Source organism: Cognatishimia activa (genome assembly GCF_026016445.1).
Taxonomy (GTDB): domain Bacteria; phylum Pseudomonadota; class Alphaproteobacteria; order Rhodobacterales; family Rhodobacteraceae; genus Cognatishimia; species Cognatishimia activa_B.
Genome location: NZ_CP096147.1, coordinates 2,501 through 18,278 on the forward strand (window position 1 = coordinate 2,501; position 15,778 = coordinate 18,278).

Genomic DNA, 15,778 nt, shown 5'->3' on the forward strand with positions numbered 1-15,778 from the left:
GCTGAAACGAACAGAGTTGTCCAAGTCAAGTACACTAACCCGAGCAATCGAGAGATTGCTCATTTGTTCTTTGCCTTCCAGGCGGGGCCGACCGACATCGGCAGTCTGGGTTCCAAGGTAAAGAGCGGGAAATTATGTATGACTTTTGGTTCAGATCGAAGATCTTAAGCTTGCCAGCTCAAAGATCACCGTCAGACATGATGAGTTACCAAGCGCTCAAGTAGCGAAGCGGTAGCGCATCAGATTATGTCTTTCTATTTCTGGATCAAATCAAGCGCGAGAAGGGCGTTTGGTGGATGCCTTGGCAGTAAGAGGCGATGAAAGACGTGATACTCTGCGATAAGTCATGGTTAGCTGAGAATAAGCTTTGACCCATGAATTTCTGAATGGGGGAACCCACCTGACAGTTTGTTATAAAATGCTCTGCATTTTATAACTTGCTGAACCAGGTACTTAAGACCTGAATACATAGGGTTTTAAGAGCAAACCCGGGGAACTGAAACATCTAAGTACCGGAGGAAAGGAAATCAATTGATACTCTGCTAGTAGCGGCGAGCGAACGCGGACCAGCCAAGCCTTGAATGTGACTAGAACCTGTTGGGAAGCAGGGCCATAGCGGGTGATAGCCCCGTATAGGAAGCATGATGGGATGTATTAAGTAGGGCGGAACACGTGAAATTCTGTCTGAAGATCGGAGGACCACCTTCGAAGGCTAAGTACTCCTTACTGACCGATAGCGAACCAGTACCGTGAGGGAAAGGTGAAAAGCACCCCGACAAGGGGAGTGAAACAGTACCTGAAACCGAACGCCTACAATCAGTTGGAGGCCCCTTGAGGGCTGACAGCGTACCTTTTGTATAATGGGTCATCGACTTAGTGTATCTAGCAAGCTTAAGCCGTTAGGTGTAGGCGCAGCGAAAGCGAGTCTTAATAGGGCGATTGAGTTAGATGCATTAGACCCGAAACCGAGTGATCTAGGCATGACCAGGATGAAGGTAAGGTAACACTTACTGGAGGTCCGAACCCACACCTGTTGAAAAAGGTCGGGATGAGTTGTGCCTAGGGGTGAAAGGCCAATCAAACTCGGAGATAGCTGGTTCTCTGCGAAATCTATTTAGGTAGAGCGTCATCCGAATACCCCGGGGGGTAGAGCACTGAATGGGTAATGGGGGCCCACAGCCTTACTGATCCTAATCAAACTCCGAATACCCGGGAGTACTAGATGGCAGACACACTGCGGATGCTAACGTCCGTAGTGGAGAGGGAAACAACCCTGACCTACGACTAAGGCCCCTAATTCATGGCTAAGTGGGAAAGCAGGTGGGACGACCAAAACAACCAGGAGGTTGGCTTAGAAGCAGCCATCCTTTAAAGATAGCGTAACAGCTCACTGGTCTAAATAAGTTGTCCTGCGGCGAAGATGTAACGGGGCTCAAGCCATGAGCCGAAGTCTAGGATGCACATAGTGCATGGTAGCAGAGCGTAGTGTGACATAGTTCCAATCCTCTTTAGCATTCTTCGGAATGTCATGGAGGATATGGAGCTTTCGATGAAGCGGGCGCGTGAGCGATCCCGTGGAGAGATCACTAGTGAGAATGATGACATGAGTAGCGACAAAGAGTGTGAGAGACACTCTCGCCGAAAGTCCAAGGGTTCCTGCTTAAAGCTAATCTGAGCAGGGTAAGCCGACCCTAAGGCGAGGCCGAAAGGCGTAGTCGATGGGAACCAGGTTAATATTCCTGGGCCAGATGGAAGTGACGGATCGTGAAGGTTGTTCACCCTTATTGGATTGGGTGGGCCGCTAATCGGTTCCTGGAAATAGCTCCATCATGAGATCGTACCTAAACCGACACAGGTGGACTGGTAGAGCATACCAAGGCGCTTGAGAGAACGATGTTGAAGGAACTCGGCAAAATACCTCCGTAAGTTCGCGAGAAGGAGGCCCAGTTTCTACGCAAGTATTGACTGGGGGCACAAACCAGGGGGTGGCGACTGTTTACTAAAAACACAGGGCTCTGCGAAGTCGCAAGACGACGTATAGGGTCTGACGCCTGCCCGGTGCCTGAAGGTTAAAAGAGGGGTGAGAGCCTCGAATTGAAGCCCAGGTAAACGGCGGCCGTAACTATAACGGTCCTAAGGTAGCGAAATTCCTTGTCGGGTAAGTTCCGACCTGCACGAATGGCGTAACGACTTCCCCGCTGTCTCCAACATCGACTCAGCGAAATTGAATTGCCTGTCAAGATGCAGGCTTCCCGCGGTTAGACGGAAAGACCCCGTGCACCTTTACTACAGCTTCACACTGGCATCAGGCCATGCATGTGCAGGATAGGTGGTGGGCATTGAAACCGGAACGCCAGTTCCGGTGGAGCCTCCCTTGAGATACCACCCTTGCATTGCTTGATGTCTAACCGCGGTCCGTTATCCGGATCCGGGACCCTGTGTGGCGGGTAGTTTGACTGGGGCGGTCGCCTCCTAAAGCGTAACGGAGGCGCGCGAAGGTTGGCTCAGAGCGGTCGGAAATCGCTCGTTGAGTGCAATGGCAGAAGCCAGCCTGACTGCGAGACTGACAAGTCGAGCAGAGTCGAAAGACGGCCATAGTGATCCGGTGGTCCCGAGTGGAAGGGCCATCGCTCAACGGATAAAAGGTACGCCGGGGATAACAGGCTGATACTGCCCAAGAGTCCATATCGACGGCAGTGTTTGGCACCTCGATGTCGGCTCATCTCATCCTGGGGCTGGAGCAGGTCCCAAGGGTACGGCTGTTCGCCGTTTAAAGAGGTACGTGAGCTGGGTTTAGAACGTCGTGAGACAGTTCGGTCCCTATCTGCCGTGGGTGTAGGATACTTGAGAGGAGTTGCCCCTAGTACGAGAGGACCGGGGTGAACGATCCACTGGTGGACCTGTTGTTGCGCCAGCAGCAGTGCAGGGTAGCTATGATCGGACAGGATAACCGCTGAAGGCATCTAAGCGGGAAGCCCCCCTCAAAACAAGGTATCCCTGCAGGCCGTGGTAGACCACCACGTCGATAGGCCGGAGATGTAAGTGCAGTAATGCATTCAGTTGACCGGTACTAATGGCCCGATAGCTTGATTTGATCCAGTAATAGACAGACATCACTGGAACCAAACAAGTCATACACAACACAATCAGTAATACTGACTTGGACAACACCGAATAAGTTTGAATTGGCTAAAGCCAATATCAAACTGCTTATCTATTTACTCGGTTTGGTGATCATAGCACGAGTGAAACACCCGGTCCCATTCCGAACCCGGCCGTTAAGCACCGTTGCGCCGATGGTACTGCATCTTAAGGTGTGGGAGAGTAGGGCATCGCCAAACCTAGTAAATAGATAAACAAAAATATGTATCTCTCATAAACGATGATACATCTATTCGACCTTGACGCGGGATGGAGCAGCCCGGTAGCTCGTCAGGCTCATAACCTGAAGGTCGTAGGTTCAAATCCTACTCCCGCAACCAGGTCGAATATCCAATACACAGCCCGTTAAGACTACAATTGACCCCCCAGATGTTCCGGCGGACATTGGTCCTCCTGACCAACTCCTAATCGCCTACACTGCTTAACGCCTTCACCTCCTCAGGCGCATAACCTGAAGGTCGTAGGGTTGAGCAGCCTCATCTGACTGGTCCAGTTTGATTGTTAGTGCATGATCGGCCTCTGATCCATCGGTATGATGGTTTCTCGCCAGCTATGTTTACCGGAAACGAGATTTCAACTTCTCCGACTGCTAAGGACGCGTGGGATTGCGAATTCCGCGCAAGTGCTGGAGGAACTTGATCGCTTGCGATCGAGAGTTCGGAGAAAGTTGGCTTCGGAGCGACGACCGTTTCTCCACGCTCTCACCTAGCCGCCACGCACCATTTTCGAACGAGGCATTCATCGCCCCAATCTCAGCGGCGATGGTTCCGATGTGTTGGTCTTCATCCAGAATCCGCCCTACCACCTCTCTATTTAGGTCATATGGCCAGATATATTTTCCATTGGGTGAGGTCTCGACCTCAAATCCCCAGATCGTGCGCTGTGTCATGATACCATCCTTTTGGGGCAAGGTATCAGGTGCTGGTTTTCCACATTAGTCAGAATGATAGGTATCTTTTGCAACGCTTACCTCAAAACAACAAATGCAACTAATGAAAATCGCGGTGTGAGGTCTTTTGTGGCTCGAAGAGGATTAATCGAAAGGCAGTTGGCGCGGTTTAGCTCTACGCAACAAAATCAAATCTTTAATTCTACCCTTCAGGCTTCTCGGTGGCAGAATTTCGGTGTTCATTTCAAATGTTGTACCGGTCAAATTGCGTTGCTTTTGCAGAGCCAGATCAACGCCCCACTCAGCTGCGATTTCAGGAGATAACCCTTGTGGTATTCCCATTTGAGTGTTGAGCATTCCAGGCATCCACTCATTGATTACGATATCTGGAAAGCGGTCTTTTAGATCAGCAATCATCGCCTTCGTGAAAAGGCGTGAAGCGCCTTTGGACACGGAGTATGCAGAAGCTCCGGGCAGGGGGTGCTCTCCTGCAAATGTTGAGACATTCAATATGCGCCCTTTACCACTTGCCTTCATGTTTTCCAAAGCAGCAAGCGAACAGGAAACAACTCCACCAAAGTTCACGTTGCAGGTGCTGAAATAGCTTTCAGCCGTTTCATCCAGAAGATCACGCTGCGGATAGATGGCAGCGTTATTGATCAGAAGGGAAATGTTGCCGTGTTGATCGATGATTTGTCTGAAAACCTGTCGTACAGCTTCAGGGTCGGCGACATCCAATTGGTAAGCAAAGGCTCGATCCTCCGAGAGTGAGACTGTTTCATCCAATCGCTCTTTTTGACGTCCAATTGCCACACAGCGATAGCCCTTTTCACTGAGCTTCAGCACCATTGCGCGGCCCAATCCCGAGCCTCCGCCAGTGACGATGACGATACCTTCATCAGGCTGGATCATCATAGTTCCTCCTTTCCTGCATCCACAATTTTTGAGGCAACGCGCAGGGCGTTCGCAGCGATGGTTAGGCTCGGATTCACGCCCATCGATGTGGGCATGAACGACGCGTCTGTAACCCAAAGGTTCCTTAGACTATGACCCCGGCAGTTTTCATTGATGACCGACGTCTTGGGATCAAATCCAGAGCGCAGCGAACCGCATGGATGTCCAAAATTTAGTTGGGGCGAAAGGTTGAGGGGAAGTCGCTTCAAACCCTTGGTTCCCTTCCAAATAGCACGTCTGAATGCCTTGCGGCGGGCGTGAAATTCATCGTGATAATGGTATTCGATTTGAATGCGGTCCGGGTCAGAAGGATCATGAAGCACGCGGTTTTCCCGATAGGGCAGGTCTTCAAGCAAACCGACAAAGATTTGCGCATCGCCAAACAGCTTTTCCGAGATGACAGCAGGTAGGCGTAAAAAATCACGACCCATCCGCCAATTCTTCAGGCGGGATCGCGACATCATCTGGCAAAGATAGTGATGAATTTCGCCATAAGAGGCCTTCACCCCCATTGATTGGAAGCTGCCCTGTCTACGGTTGCCCGACAAATAGAAATCTCGCAACGCGATTGCTTTGGTAGGCATTTGACCGTGCAGCTTTTGTTTTGGCCAGAGTGCATAGAGCTCATTGGCATGAAACATGATGTGCCGGCCAACCAAATCCATCTCATTACATGGTCCTGCTGGCCATAGTTCGCACGCAGAATTCAAAAGAATTTTAGGGGAGCCATAGGCACCAGCAGCGAGCACGAAATGATCTGCGGTGAGCTGCAGCGCTTCGCCATGCAAGTTGATTTCTATGGCCTGAACAGAAGAATCCAACCCTATAAGACGAGTGACCCTCGCTTCGGACAGCAGAAATGCATTGCCTGTTGCCAAAGCAGGCTCTACGCCAGCTGAGCGCGCATCTAGTTTCGGGTGATCAGAGAGGCAGGACGTATTGTCGGTTGGATCAGGAGAGCCTGCAGTGTGCGCGTGATAGGGGTGAAGCCCTGCGCTTTTTAAGCTCTTAATGAGGTTAGCTTCGCCCTCCGTAAATGATGGGGCATTTTCTAGGTTTGATTGGCTTTCGGGCGATAACGGGTCTTGAGAACCATAAACCTCAAATTGACGTGTGGCGCGATCAAACCACGGGCGCATCTCATTATATGAAGTCGGCCAGCCATTGGTCGGGTGGGGAATATCTTCTGAATGGTCGAGGTCATTCCGCGTAGGGCGCTCTAATGTACCCGCATAAAAGGTTGATGAGCCACCGACGCTTGCACCGACCGGGCCGAAGAACTCTGATGTTTCGCCATCAATCTTGGCTGAAATTGGTTGGGGCCAAAGCCCACGCGCAAGCCTTGCTGCTGGAAGAATGGCGTCTGACAGTTGGTTGGTTTGCGCTCTTGGAAGGGATTTTCCATATTCAATAAACAGAACCTTTTTCCCAGCCTCAGCGAGCGCACGTCCAGCTGAGCCGCCGCCAATTCCTGCGCCGATTACAATGACATCCCAATGTGTGTCTGCGTATGGATGGCTCATTTTCCATCCCCCCCAAAGATCGGGTCAAACACGGACCTTACGCGAATTGCAGCACTATTGGTGAGGTGGTTGTTGTCAAAGTACTGTCCTACGTTTTCATGTACGGCAGAGCAAAGCCCGTCATCACAGAGTTCATCCCAAATACTTATCAACTGAAGCTTTCCTTGGGTCTCAAGCATTTCCCATACGCGATTGGGTTCGGTTTGGCGCGCTTCAGTAATTGGGACTGGAATGGTCGGATTTGCACGTTCGATGCGTGCGAGTGGTTGATCCTTCAGAGCCAAAGATCGAGCGGCGATGCGACTGTCGTAGTCTGCGATTTCGGGTGGCTGCTGCATCACATAGATGTTCAGCCCTAGAGCGTTTAATTTGGTCACCGTGGCATCAGCAGCGAATGTCAACGTGTCCGCTTGTTCGTTTTCTGGATGCTCGGGAGCCCAGACACGGATCTTATTGTGTTGGTCGAGCCCTGTTCCGGTACCGGTCCAGTAATAGGACCAGCGGCCAATGAGCAAAACGCGTTTCAGACCGGGCATTTCTGCAATGGCAGCCTCGATCTGCTGATTAGACACGCCACATTCCGCGTTTTGACTTGGTGTCGCTGCGGTTTCTTCTTTTTCGATCCCAAAGAATGGAGCGCAGCCGGCACGCCAAATGATGACGCCTGGTACCTTGGCCTCAAGGCTCGCAAGATCCAATCCTTCGCGCATGGCGCGCACATGGCTGTCGCCCCAGACCAGAATCTCTGGATCGCCTTCCGGGCCGATGGGGCAGAGCTCAATGCCTTCCAGCGCCCCATTTTCTGCGATGTAGCAACGGCTCCAATCTTGTAAGAAGTCCGCAGTGGCGTTGATGTGAATCTGCGCTTGGTCAGAGAAACGCGTGACGATGCCGTCGCGTTTGAAAATCACGCCTGACGCAGCAAGTGCGAGCACCGAGAGTGCGGCAGTGCCCAGGAATATCTTGCGACCACTGATGCGAGTGTTTTGACGAACGGGAGTTTCAATATAGCGCCAGCTTAGAGTGGCGATAAGGATGCTTATGAGCAGCCAAAGTGAAAGCTCAAATAGGCCCAGCTCGTCGCCACGCAGGTAGAGAGCCAATACGAGGATCGGCCAATGCCAGAGATAGAGCGAATAAGAAATACGCCCGAAGAAAGTCGCAAGTTTTCCTGAAAGGGCGGTGTTAACGACGTTATTGGCGTTACCATTGAGGAGCAACAAAACCGTGCCGACTACTGGGAGCAGGGCGAAGTAGCCGGGAAAATATGCCCCGGCCGGGATGATCAGAAATCCTAAGCAGATACTCAAAAGACCAATCAGTGAAACACTGGCATGCAATGTCGGAGCTGAAGAGCGCTCAGCAAAAAAGATTGCAAGCAGGACGCCAGAGAGCAGTTCCCACGCACGGAAGGGAAAAAGGAAGAATGCAGCAGTAGGGTAGCTCGGAGTTAGCAATACACATGCTAGAAGTGATATGATCCATAGAAGAACGAGCGTCGCGAGGAAGCTTCTTCTCGCCCATGCCAGACCCAAAAAGAGCAACGGAAGAACGATGTAGAATTGTTCTTCAACCGCCAAAGACCAGGTGTGCAATAGGGGTTTTTCTTCAGAAGCGGTGTCGAAGTAGCCAGCGCTTCTGAAGAAAAGGACATTGGAAAGATAAACCGTTGTGGCGATCGCAGATTTTGCGAATTCTCGATATTCGAATGGTAAAAGGATCAGCCAACCGATCGCCATTGTCACAAACAGCATCGCGAAAAACGCCGGGGCTAGCCGTCGAAAACGGCGGATGTAAAACGCGAAGATATCGATCCGGCCAGTTGCGCGATGTTCTCGCAAGAGGATGCCTCCGATCAGGAATCCTGAAATAACAAAGAACACGTCAACGCCGGTAAAACCGCCCTGAATTGGTGCGCCATAATGGTAGAGCACGACCGACAAGACCGCGATGGCGCGCAAGCCATCAATCTCCGGTCGATATGGCAAATGGGGTTGCTCTGTCATCACTCACTCGAACGCCTCAAAATCATCGCCCTCATGGGCATGTGTTTGACGCTTAGATTTCTTATTTCGCTAGAGATTAGCTGGATGCAGCTCTACAAATCAATTGAGACGAAGATAAGTCAAGAAACTGCGATTTCTGCAGCCGAGAGCGAGGAGCTTGGATGTTCTAATTGGAAACGAAAACGGACCCCCGATGAGGGAGCCCGTAAAGTACTCATTCAGATGGCTTAGTGGCCTGCAATCTGCTTGGCTTTTTCCACCAAAACTTCGGCCTGGCGAATGGATGCGTAATCGATCAGGCGGCCGTCCAAAGATACCGCACCTTTGCCTGCTGCTTCGGCTTCCGCCATGGCTTCCAGAATACGCTGCGCCTTGGTGATTTCCGCGTCAGATGGGCTCATGACTTCGTTGGCCAGAGCGATCTGGCTTGGGTGAATTGCCCATTTGCCTTCACAACCCAGAACTGCTGCGCGTTTCGCTGCAGCGCGGTAGCCGTCTGCGTCTTGGAAGTCACCGAATGGACCGTCGATTGGGCGCAGACCGTTCGCACGTGCCGCCACAACCATACGTGCCAGAGCGTAGTGCCACATGTCGCCCCAGTGGGTTTCACGAGAGCCGTCATCTGCAGGATCGGTCAAGACGGAGTAGTCTTTGTTTACGCCGCCGATGATGGTGGTACGTGCGCGTGTTGATGCCGCGTAGTCTGCAACACCAAAGTGCAGGGACTCGTTGCGTTTGGAGGCTGCAGCGATCTCGTGAACGTTCTGCATGCCAAGCGCAGTCTCGATAATGTGCTCAAAACCAATGCGCTTATTGTAGCCTTTTGCGTCTTCGATCTGAGTAACCATCATGTCGACCGCATAGACGTCGGCAGCTGTACCAACCTTCGGGATCATAATCAGGTCAAGGCGTTCGCCTGCCTGTTCAACCACATCAACAACGTCGCGATACATGTAATGGGTGTCCAAGCCGTTGATACGCACGGACATGGATTTGTTGCCCCAGTCAATCTCGTTCAGCGCTTGGATGATGTTTTTGCGAGCCTGTTCTTTTTCGTCCGGCGCAACTGCGTCTTCCAGGTCGAGGAAGATCACGTCCACATCGGACTCAGCCGCTTTTTGGAACATGCCTGGCTGGCTGCCTGGTACGGCCAGTTCGCTGCGGTTTAGACGCCCTGGCGCCTGTTCAATTGGGTGAAAACTCATGGACCTAACTCCTCCGACAATTCGGTGTTGCTCTCGCACGGTGCATTCCGGCTGGTCACGGAAAGTAGGTGTGATTCTCATTTTAGAAGTATCAAAAAGCGTACCACGATACCGCGTCTGCGACAGATAACGTTAACGCTGAGGGTGATCTTGTATGATTATTTCCTGTCGGAAACAACGTGCACAAATGCATACAAAAAAGGGCGGATGCGAGGTCCGCCCTTAGGGTCAATTTGTGATTCCTTATGCCTCGAGTTTTTCGAGGTGACAGGCCTTTTGACGATCCCCGAAGTAGGCTGGCTCCGGGCGCACCTCCAAGCAGCGATCAAACCGTTTTGGGCAGCGTGATTGGAACAGGCAGCCAGTAGGCAGGTTCAATGGACTTGGAAGGTCGCCGTCCAGAATTTCTGGATCAAGCTTGGCATCTGGGTCGGGGACTGGGACTGCTGACAGAAGCGCACGCGTGTAAGGGTGCTGTGGGTTTTGTACTAAGACATCCGCCTGCGCCTTTTCCATCATGCCACCCAGATACATCACAAGGATTTCGTCAGAGATATGGCGCACGACACCAAGATCATGTGCGACAAAAATCAAAGTGAGCCCCATGTCTTGCTGCAAGTCCTGAAGCAGGTTCACCACTTGCGCCTGGATGGATACGTCCAAAGCAGAGACAGGTTCGTCACAGAGCAGCACCTTGGGTTCTGCCGCTAAGGCGCGTGCGATACCGATCCGTTGGCACTGGCCACCAGAAAACTCATGCGGATAGCGGTTGGCATTGCGGCGCGGAATGCCGACGCGGTCGAGCAGGGCATGCACACGGGTCGCGCGTGCGGCTGCATTCATCTCTGGAAAGAACATGACCAGCGGTTCGGCTATAATCTCACGGATAGTCATGCGCGGGTTCAGGGAGGCTACAGGATCTTGAAAGATCATCTGTACCTGACGCCGCAGGGCCTGCACATCTTTGCGAGAATTGTAGTCGACCTGTTTACCTTCCAAATGCACGGTGCCGCCGGAAGGTTTCACCAGACCGGCAATGGATCGAATAAGCGTGGACTTGCCACATCCACTTTCGCCGACAACACCCAAAGTCTGCCCTTTTTCGACAGAGAAGGTCACACCATTGACCGCTTTCAGAACCGAAGCGGTGGACCACGGCCATTTTTTGGATTGCAGCAGTTGAAACTGGACCGAAAGATCCTGAACAGAGAGCATTTCAGTCATCAGTTCAACTCCTCAACTGGGCGCAAGCACGCGCGTTGGTGGCGGCCGATATTCAGTTCCGGCAATTTATCAAAGCAAGGTTCACGAGAATCCGAACAACGATCCGCAAAAGGACATCCTGTTGGCGGCGTTAGCTGATTGGGTGGCTGACCTGGGATGCTCTGTAGCTTGGCGTCATGTGCATTGATGTTTGGAACGGCCCGCATCAGACCACGGGTATAGGGATGGCTTGGCGCGGCAAAGATTTCACGCGTGTCAGCGCGCTCCATTACGCGACCGCCATATAGAACTAGCGTCTCATCGCAGAAGCCTGCGACCACGCCCAGGTCGTGGGTGATCAACATGATCGAGCTGCCATATTCCTTTTGAATGTCATCAAGCAGCCGCATGATTTGAGCCTGTACGGTCACATCCAGAGCCGTTGTCGGCTCATCTGCAAGGATTAGCTTCGGACGGCAGAGCAGAGCCATTGCAATTACGATCCGCTGACGCATGCCGCCGGAAAACTCATGCGGGTAGCTTTGCAGACGGTTTTTTGCGTCTGGGATTTGCACCGCATCCATGGCTTCCAGCACGCGCGCGCGTGCAGCGCGACCGCGCAAACCTTCGTGCAGCTCCAGAACCTCATTTAGCTGGCGCTCAACCGTCATGTAAGGATTGAGCGAGCTCATCGGGTCTTGGAAGATAATCCCAATTTCCTTGGCGCGGATTTTGTTGATCCGCGACACCGGCATATCCAGCAGGTTCTGGTCGTTGAACAGGATGCGACCGCGAGTTTCGGCGTTTTTCGCAAGCAAACCAAGGATCGACAGGGCGATCTGTGATTTGCCTGACCCACTTTCCCCCACGATGGCCAGCTTCTGCCCCGCCTCGATGTCAAAGCTGACATCATTTACAGCGTGCACAAAGCCATCGGGTGTACGGAAACGGATCGATAGATCTTGGACAGAGAGCATGGTCTTAACGCTCCTTCGGATCAAGCGCGTCCCGAAGGCCGTCGCCGATGTAGTAAAGTGAGACCTGCGCCACCACAAAGAAGGCCGCCGGGAAGGCAAGCTGCCAGAGTGTGCCGAAGGTCATGGTTTTTGCACCCTCAGAAATCAACGCACCCCAGCTGGTGTTCGGTTCTTGAATACCAACACCCAGGAAGGACACGAGGCTTTCCATCATGATCATCTCTGGGATCGAAATCGACATGTAGATCACAATCACCCACAGCATGTTGGGCAGGATGTGTTTGAAGATGATCCGTGCATCGCTCATGCCGAGCATACGGGCTGCGTCTACGAACTCTTTGTTTTTCAGAGTCTGCACTTGACCACGCACGATCAACAGACCCGCGGTCCAGTTGATAATGATCATAACGATAATCATCTGCTCAATGGAACGACCAAAGAAGGCCTGCCAGACGACGAAGAAAATGATGTATGGGATCGACAGGGTGATGTTGAAGGCACCCATAATAATCTGGTCAATACGACCGCCATAATAGCCTGCGATTGCACCCATGGTGGAGCCAATACAAACCGCTACAATGGCAGCGACAAAGCCGACAAGCAAGGATACGCGGGAGCCCTGAGCCACGCGGGCATATAGGTCGCGTCCCAGTTCATCCACGCCAAAGTAGTGGCCGTTTTCCCAGTTCGGGCCGCCCTGTTCTTTGACTTTGCCCAGAACAGACCAGTCGATCTCTTCATAGGTCCACTGTGCGAAGTATTGCCCGAAGGTCGCAAACAGAGCCAAAAGGATTAGCATGGCCATAGAGACCACTGCCATTCTATTTTTGAAGAAACGCATCCTTGCGTCAGCCCAGAAAGACCGGCTATTGATCATTTCTTCGGCCGCAGCGTTGGCAAACGCCGGGCTGTTCATGACTTTTTTAGTTCTCATTTCAAGCCGCTCCGGACTTTTGGATCAATCCATGCGTAGATCAGGTCGACGATGAGCGTCAGAGCGAACGTCAGCACGGAATAGAGAATGGCGAGGCCGAGGATCACCGAGTAATCTCGGGTATATGCGGCATCGATGAAGTTTTGCCCGATACCACCGGTCGAGAAGAAGATGTCGATGAAAACCGATCCGGTGATCATGTAAACAAAGACCGGCCCCATGTAGGAAATCACGGGCAACAAGGCAGGCTTCAGTGCGTGGCGGATCAGAATGGTCCGCTCTGGCAGGCCTTTGGCGCGTGCGGTTCGAATGTATGGAGCGGAAAGTGTTTCAAGCAAGCCACCGCGTGTCAGACGCGCGACAGAGGCCATGTAGGATGTACCCAAAGCCACGGCCGGCATAATCACGTATTGCCATTGCCCTCCGTTCCAACCGCCGCCCGGTAACAAGCCCCAAGCCAGAGTGAACAATAGCACCATCAGCGGTGCGAGAACAAAGTTCGGGAAGATTTGCGAAAAGATCGCAAGGCCGGTCATCACATAGTCCCAGAAGGAGTTATGTCGTAGCGCTGCCACGACGCCAAGCGGAATGCCAAGCACCAGAACAAAGACAGCTGAGAAGAAACCGTAAGTCAGCGTCACAGGGAAACCCTGTGAGATCAGATCGTTCACGGTGCGATCTTTTTGCGAGAAACTTGGACCGAAGTCGAAGTAAAACACGATGTTTTTAATGTAAGTCCACAGCTGCACGTAAAGCGGCTCATCAAGACCGTAACGTTCCAGAACGTTTTTCATCACAGCAGGGGGCAGGGGGCGTTCTGATGTGAATGGTCCACCCGGCGCGAGGCGCATCAGGAAGAAACAAATCACAATCAAGATTAGAACAATTGGGACAACCGCAATCAGGCGGCGGAGTGTGTAGCTAAGCATGGAAACCTCAAGACCCCGCCGCTTAAAACTGCGGCGGGGATTGGCTGCACAATTTACGAAGGATTACTTCGCGACTTTGTACATATCTTTCGAGTAGTACTTTTGCTGAACGTTGTTCACTGGCCAGCCTTTAACGTCAGCTTTCAGCATCATGTTCGCAGAATAGTGGTAGATCGGAATAACCGGCATTTCGTCGGCCAGGATCTGTTCTACTTCTGTGTACAGAGGTGTTGTGTCGCTGGAAGACTTCGCTTCAGCCAACAGCTCGTCTACACGTGCGTTGTTATCCTTCGCATCGTTGTAGCCAGAGTCAGACTGCAGCAGGTCCAAGAATGTGGAGGCTTCGTTATAGTCGCCACACCATGCACCACGTGCCATTTCAAAGTTCTGCGCGCCTCGGTTTTCCAGGAACACTTTCCATTCCTGGTTTTCCAGGCTCACATCCACACCCAGTTTTTGCTTCCACATTTGGGTCGCAACAATCGCCACCTGCTGGTGAGATTCAGAAGTGTTGTAGAGGTATGTGAAGGACAGAGGCTCGCCGCCTTTGCCGTAGCCCGCTTCCGCCATGAGCTCCATCGCCTTCGCATCACGCTCGGACTGAGACATACCGGCATATGCGATTTCTGGGGATTCAAAGCCCGCTGTCGCCGCTGGAGTGAAGTTATACGCTGGGAACTGGCCACCCTGAAGCACCTGATCCACGATCACATTACGATCAACCGCCAGAGCCAACGCTTGACGTACACGCACGTCTTGGAAGGCTTCAGGGCCGGATGCCAGGTTGAAGGAGAAGTAATAGTTACACAGACGTGGCACCGCGATGGCCTCATCAGGCAGTTCAGCCTTCAGAGTTGGGTACTGACCCGCTGGAGTATCAGTCTTGTCCAGTTCGCCCGCACGGTAACGTGTCAGAGCTTGGTTTTCATCACCAATCACCAGCGCAACAACAGTGTCCAGAACAGTGTTCTCGTTGTTCCAGTACATTTCGTTGCGCACGCGCGTGGAGCGCTCTTTCAGAACGTGCTCGGTCAGCTTGTAAGCGCCGTTGCCCACGATGTTTTCTGGCAAAGTCCACTTGTCGCCATGCGCTTCGATCGCCCATTTTGGCGCAGGGAAGGTGGTGGAGTGTGCAACCATATCCGCGAAGTAAGGCAGTGGCTGGGACAGTTCGACTACCAGAGTGTAGTCGTCAGACGCGGATACACCCAGATCTTCAGGCTGTGCGTTGCCCGCGATGATTTCTGCACCGTTTTTGATGGACATCAGTTCCATGTACCATGCGTAAGGGGATGCCAGTTCTGGGGTAACCGCGCGCTTCCATGCATAAACGAAGTCATGCGCTGTCACTGGGTTGCCGTCAGACCACTTTGCGTCGTTGCGCAGAGTGAAAGTGTAAGTCATGTTGTCTGCAGAAACGGTGTGGCTCAGCGCTACACCTGGTGCCAGCTTGCCGTTGCCGTCCTGGTTATACAAACCTTCAAACAGGTCGCGTACGATGCCGGAACCATCTGTGTCTTCAACCAGCTGCGGGTCAAAGGAAGAGCTTTCGTCAAGCAGACGATATGTATATGTCTGATCGTCGGCCAGCTGAGTGCCAGCTGGTACGTCAGCGGCAAATGCCTGAGTCGACAAAGCTGTCGTCAGTGTTAATGCCAATGCAAAGGTTGTTTTTTTCATCATAATCTCCCCGTCAGAGTTACTGATTGATGACCCGCTAAACACAGAAACCAGATCCCTCGCCTAAATGTCGGGATCTGCGTGCCGCTCGGATCTGGCGGTTGCAATTTGGAAGGCGGAATTGCCTCCCTTGTTCTTGGCAGTGCAGCAGCACTTAAGAAGCGGAGCGTCGGGTCTTATTGTCACTCACTGCACAAGACCCACCCCTCAATGTATCTCGCACAGACCCAATGCATCCGCTTCCATGGCAAAAGTATTCAAAGAGTAGCGAAATCTTGCAAATGCCGGTTTTGCATAGGGTCATGTGAAGCAGGCA

General features: G+C 52.3%; 10 protein-coding genes, 1 tRNA gene and 2 rRNA genes. 3 read left to right on the top strand and 10 right to left on the bottom strand.

The annotated features are described in order from the left end of the window. Window positions 1–268: 268 nt before the first annotated feature. The 3 genes from M0D42_RS00020 to M0D42_RS00030 all read left to right on the top strand — a co-directional run bounded on the left by M0D42_RS00020 (window position 269) and on the right by M0D42_RS00030 (window position 3,482). Window positions 269–3,094 (top strand): 23S ribosomal RNA (locus tag M0D42_RS00020). A gap of 132 nt (window positions 3,095–3,226) precedes the next feature. Next, window positions 3,227–3,341, top strand: a 5S ribosomal RNA gene (gene rrf / locus M0D42_RS00025). Window positions 3,342–3,405: 64 nt separating this feature from the next. Next, window positions 3,406–3,482 (top strand) — tRNA-Met (locus M0D42_RS00030). Between the two features lie 269 nt (window positions 3,483–3,751). Here the strand turns inward: M0D42_RS00030 and M0D42_RS00035 are convergent. From M0D42_RS00035 to M0D42_RS00080, 10 genes are all read right to left on the bottom strand, one after another. Further along, complete coding sequence (locus tag M0D42_RS00035) at window positions 3,752–4,051, bottom strand: hypothetical protein (RefSeq protein ID WP_265019586.1); 300 nt, start codon at window positions 4,049–4,051, stop codon at window positions 3,752–3,754. A gap of 144 nt (window positions 4,052–4,195) precedes the next feature. Continuing rightward, window positions 4,196–4,966, bottom strand: a complete 771-nt coding sequence (locus tag M0D42_RS00040) for an SDR family oxidoreductase (RefSeq protein WP_330221179.1) — start codon at window positions 4,964–4,966, stop codon at window positions 4,196–4,198. Then, on the bottom strand, window positions 4,963–6,528 hold the full coding sequence (locus M0D42_RS00045; protein ID WP_265019587.1) for a GMC oxidoreductase: 1,566 nt from the start codon (window positions 6,526–6,528) through the stop codon (window positions 4,963–4,965). Before M0D42_RS00045 ends, M0D42_RS00040 begins: the two co-directional genes overlap by 4 nt. Then, the gene (locus tag M0D42_RS00050; protein WP_265019588.1) at window positions 6,525–8,534 is read right to left on the bottom strand and encodes an acyltransferase family protein; all 2,010 of its coding nucleotides are present in this window, start codon (window positions 8,532–8,534) and stop codon (window positions 6,525–6,527) included. The genes M0D42_RS00045 and M0D42_RS00050 overlap by 4 nt, the downstream gene beginning before the upstream one ends. Window positions 8,535–8,761: 227 nt before the next feature. Then, window positions 8,762–9,739: an HpcH/HpaI aldolase/citrate lyase family protein gene (locus tag M0D42_RS00055; protein WP_265019589.1), complete on the bottom strand. Its 978-nt coding sequence runs from the start codon at window positions 9,737–9,739 to the stop codon at window positions 8,762–8,764. 243 nt (window positions 9,740–9,982) lie between these two features. Beyond that, window positions 9,983–10,963 carry an ABC transporter ATP-binding protein gene (locus tag M0D42_RS00060; RefSeq protein WP_265019590.1) on the bottom strand — a complete coding sequence of 327 codons (981 nt, stop codon included), beginning with the start codon at window positions 10,961–10,963 and terminating at the stop codon, window positions 9,983–9,985. Beyond that, window positions 10,963–11,919 carry an ABC transporter ATP-binding protein gene (locus M0D42_RS00065; RefSeq protein ID WP_265019591.1) on the bottom strand — a complete coding sequence of 319 codons (957 nt, stop codon included), beginning with the start codon at window positions 11,917–11,919 and terminating at the stop codon, window positions 10,963–10,965. Before M0D42_RS00065 ends, M0D42_RS00060 begins: the two co-directional genes overlap by 1 nt. A 4-nt stretch (window positions 11,920–11,923) precedes the next feature. Continuing rightward, on the bottom strand, window positions 11,924–12,853 hold the full coding sequence (locus M0D42_RS00070; protein ID WP_265019592.1) for an ABC transporter permease: 930 nt from the start codon (window positions 12,851–12,853) through the stop codon (window positions 11,924–11,926). Beyond that, complete coding sequence (locus M0D42_RS00075; RefSeq protein WP_265019593.1) at window positions 12,850–13,782, bottom strand: ABC transporter permease subunit; 933 nt, start codon at window positions 13,780–13,782, stop codon at window positions 12,850–12,852. The genes M0D42_RS00070 and M0D42_RS00075 overlap by 4 nt, the downstream gene beginning before the upstream one ends. 63 nt (window positions 13,783–13,845) lie before the next feature. After that, window positions 13,846–15,465 (bottom strand): peptide ABC transporter substrate-binding protein, encoded by a 1,620-nt coding sequence (locus M0D42_RS00080; protein WP_419195952.1) that lies wholly within the window; start codon window positions 15,463–15,465, stop codon window positions 13,846–13,848. Window positions 15,466–15,778: the final 313 nt, after the last annotated feature.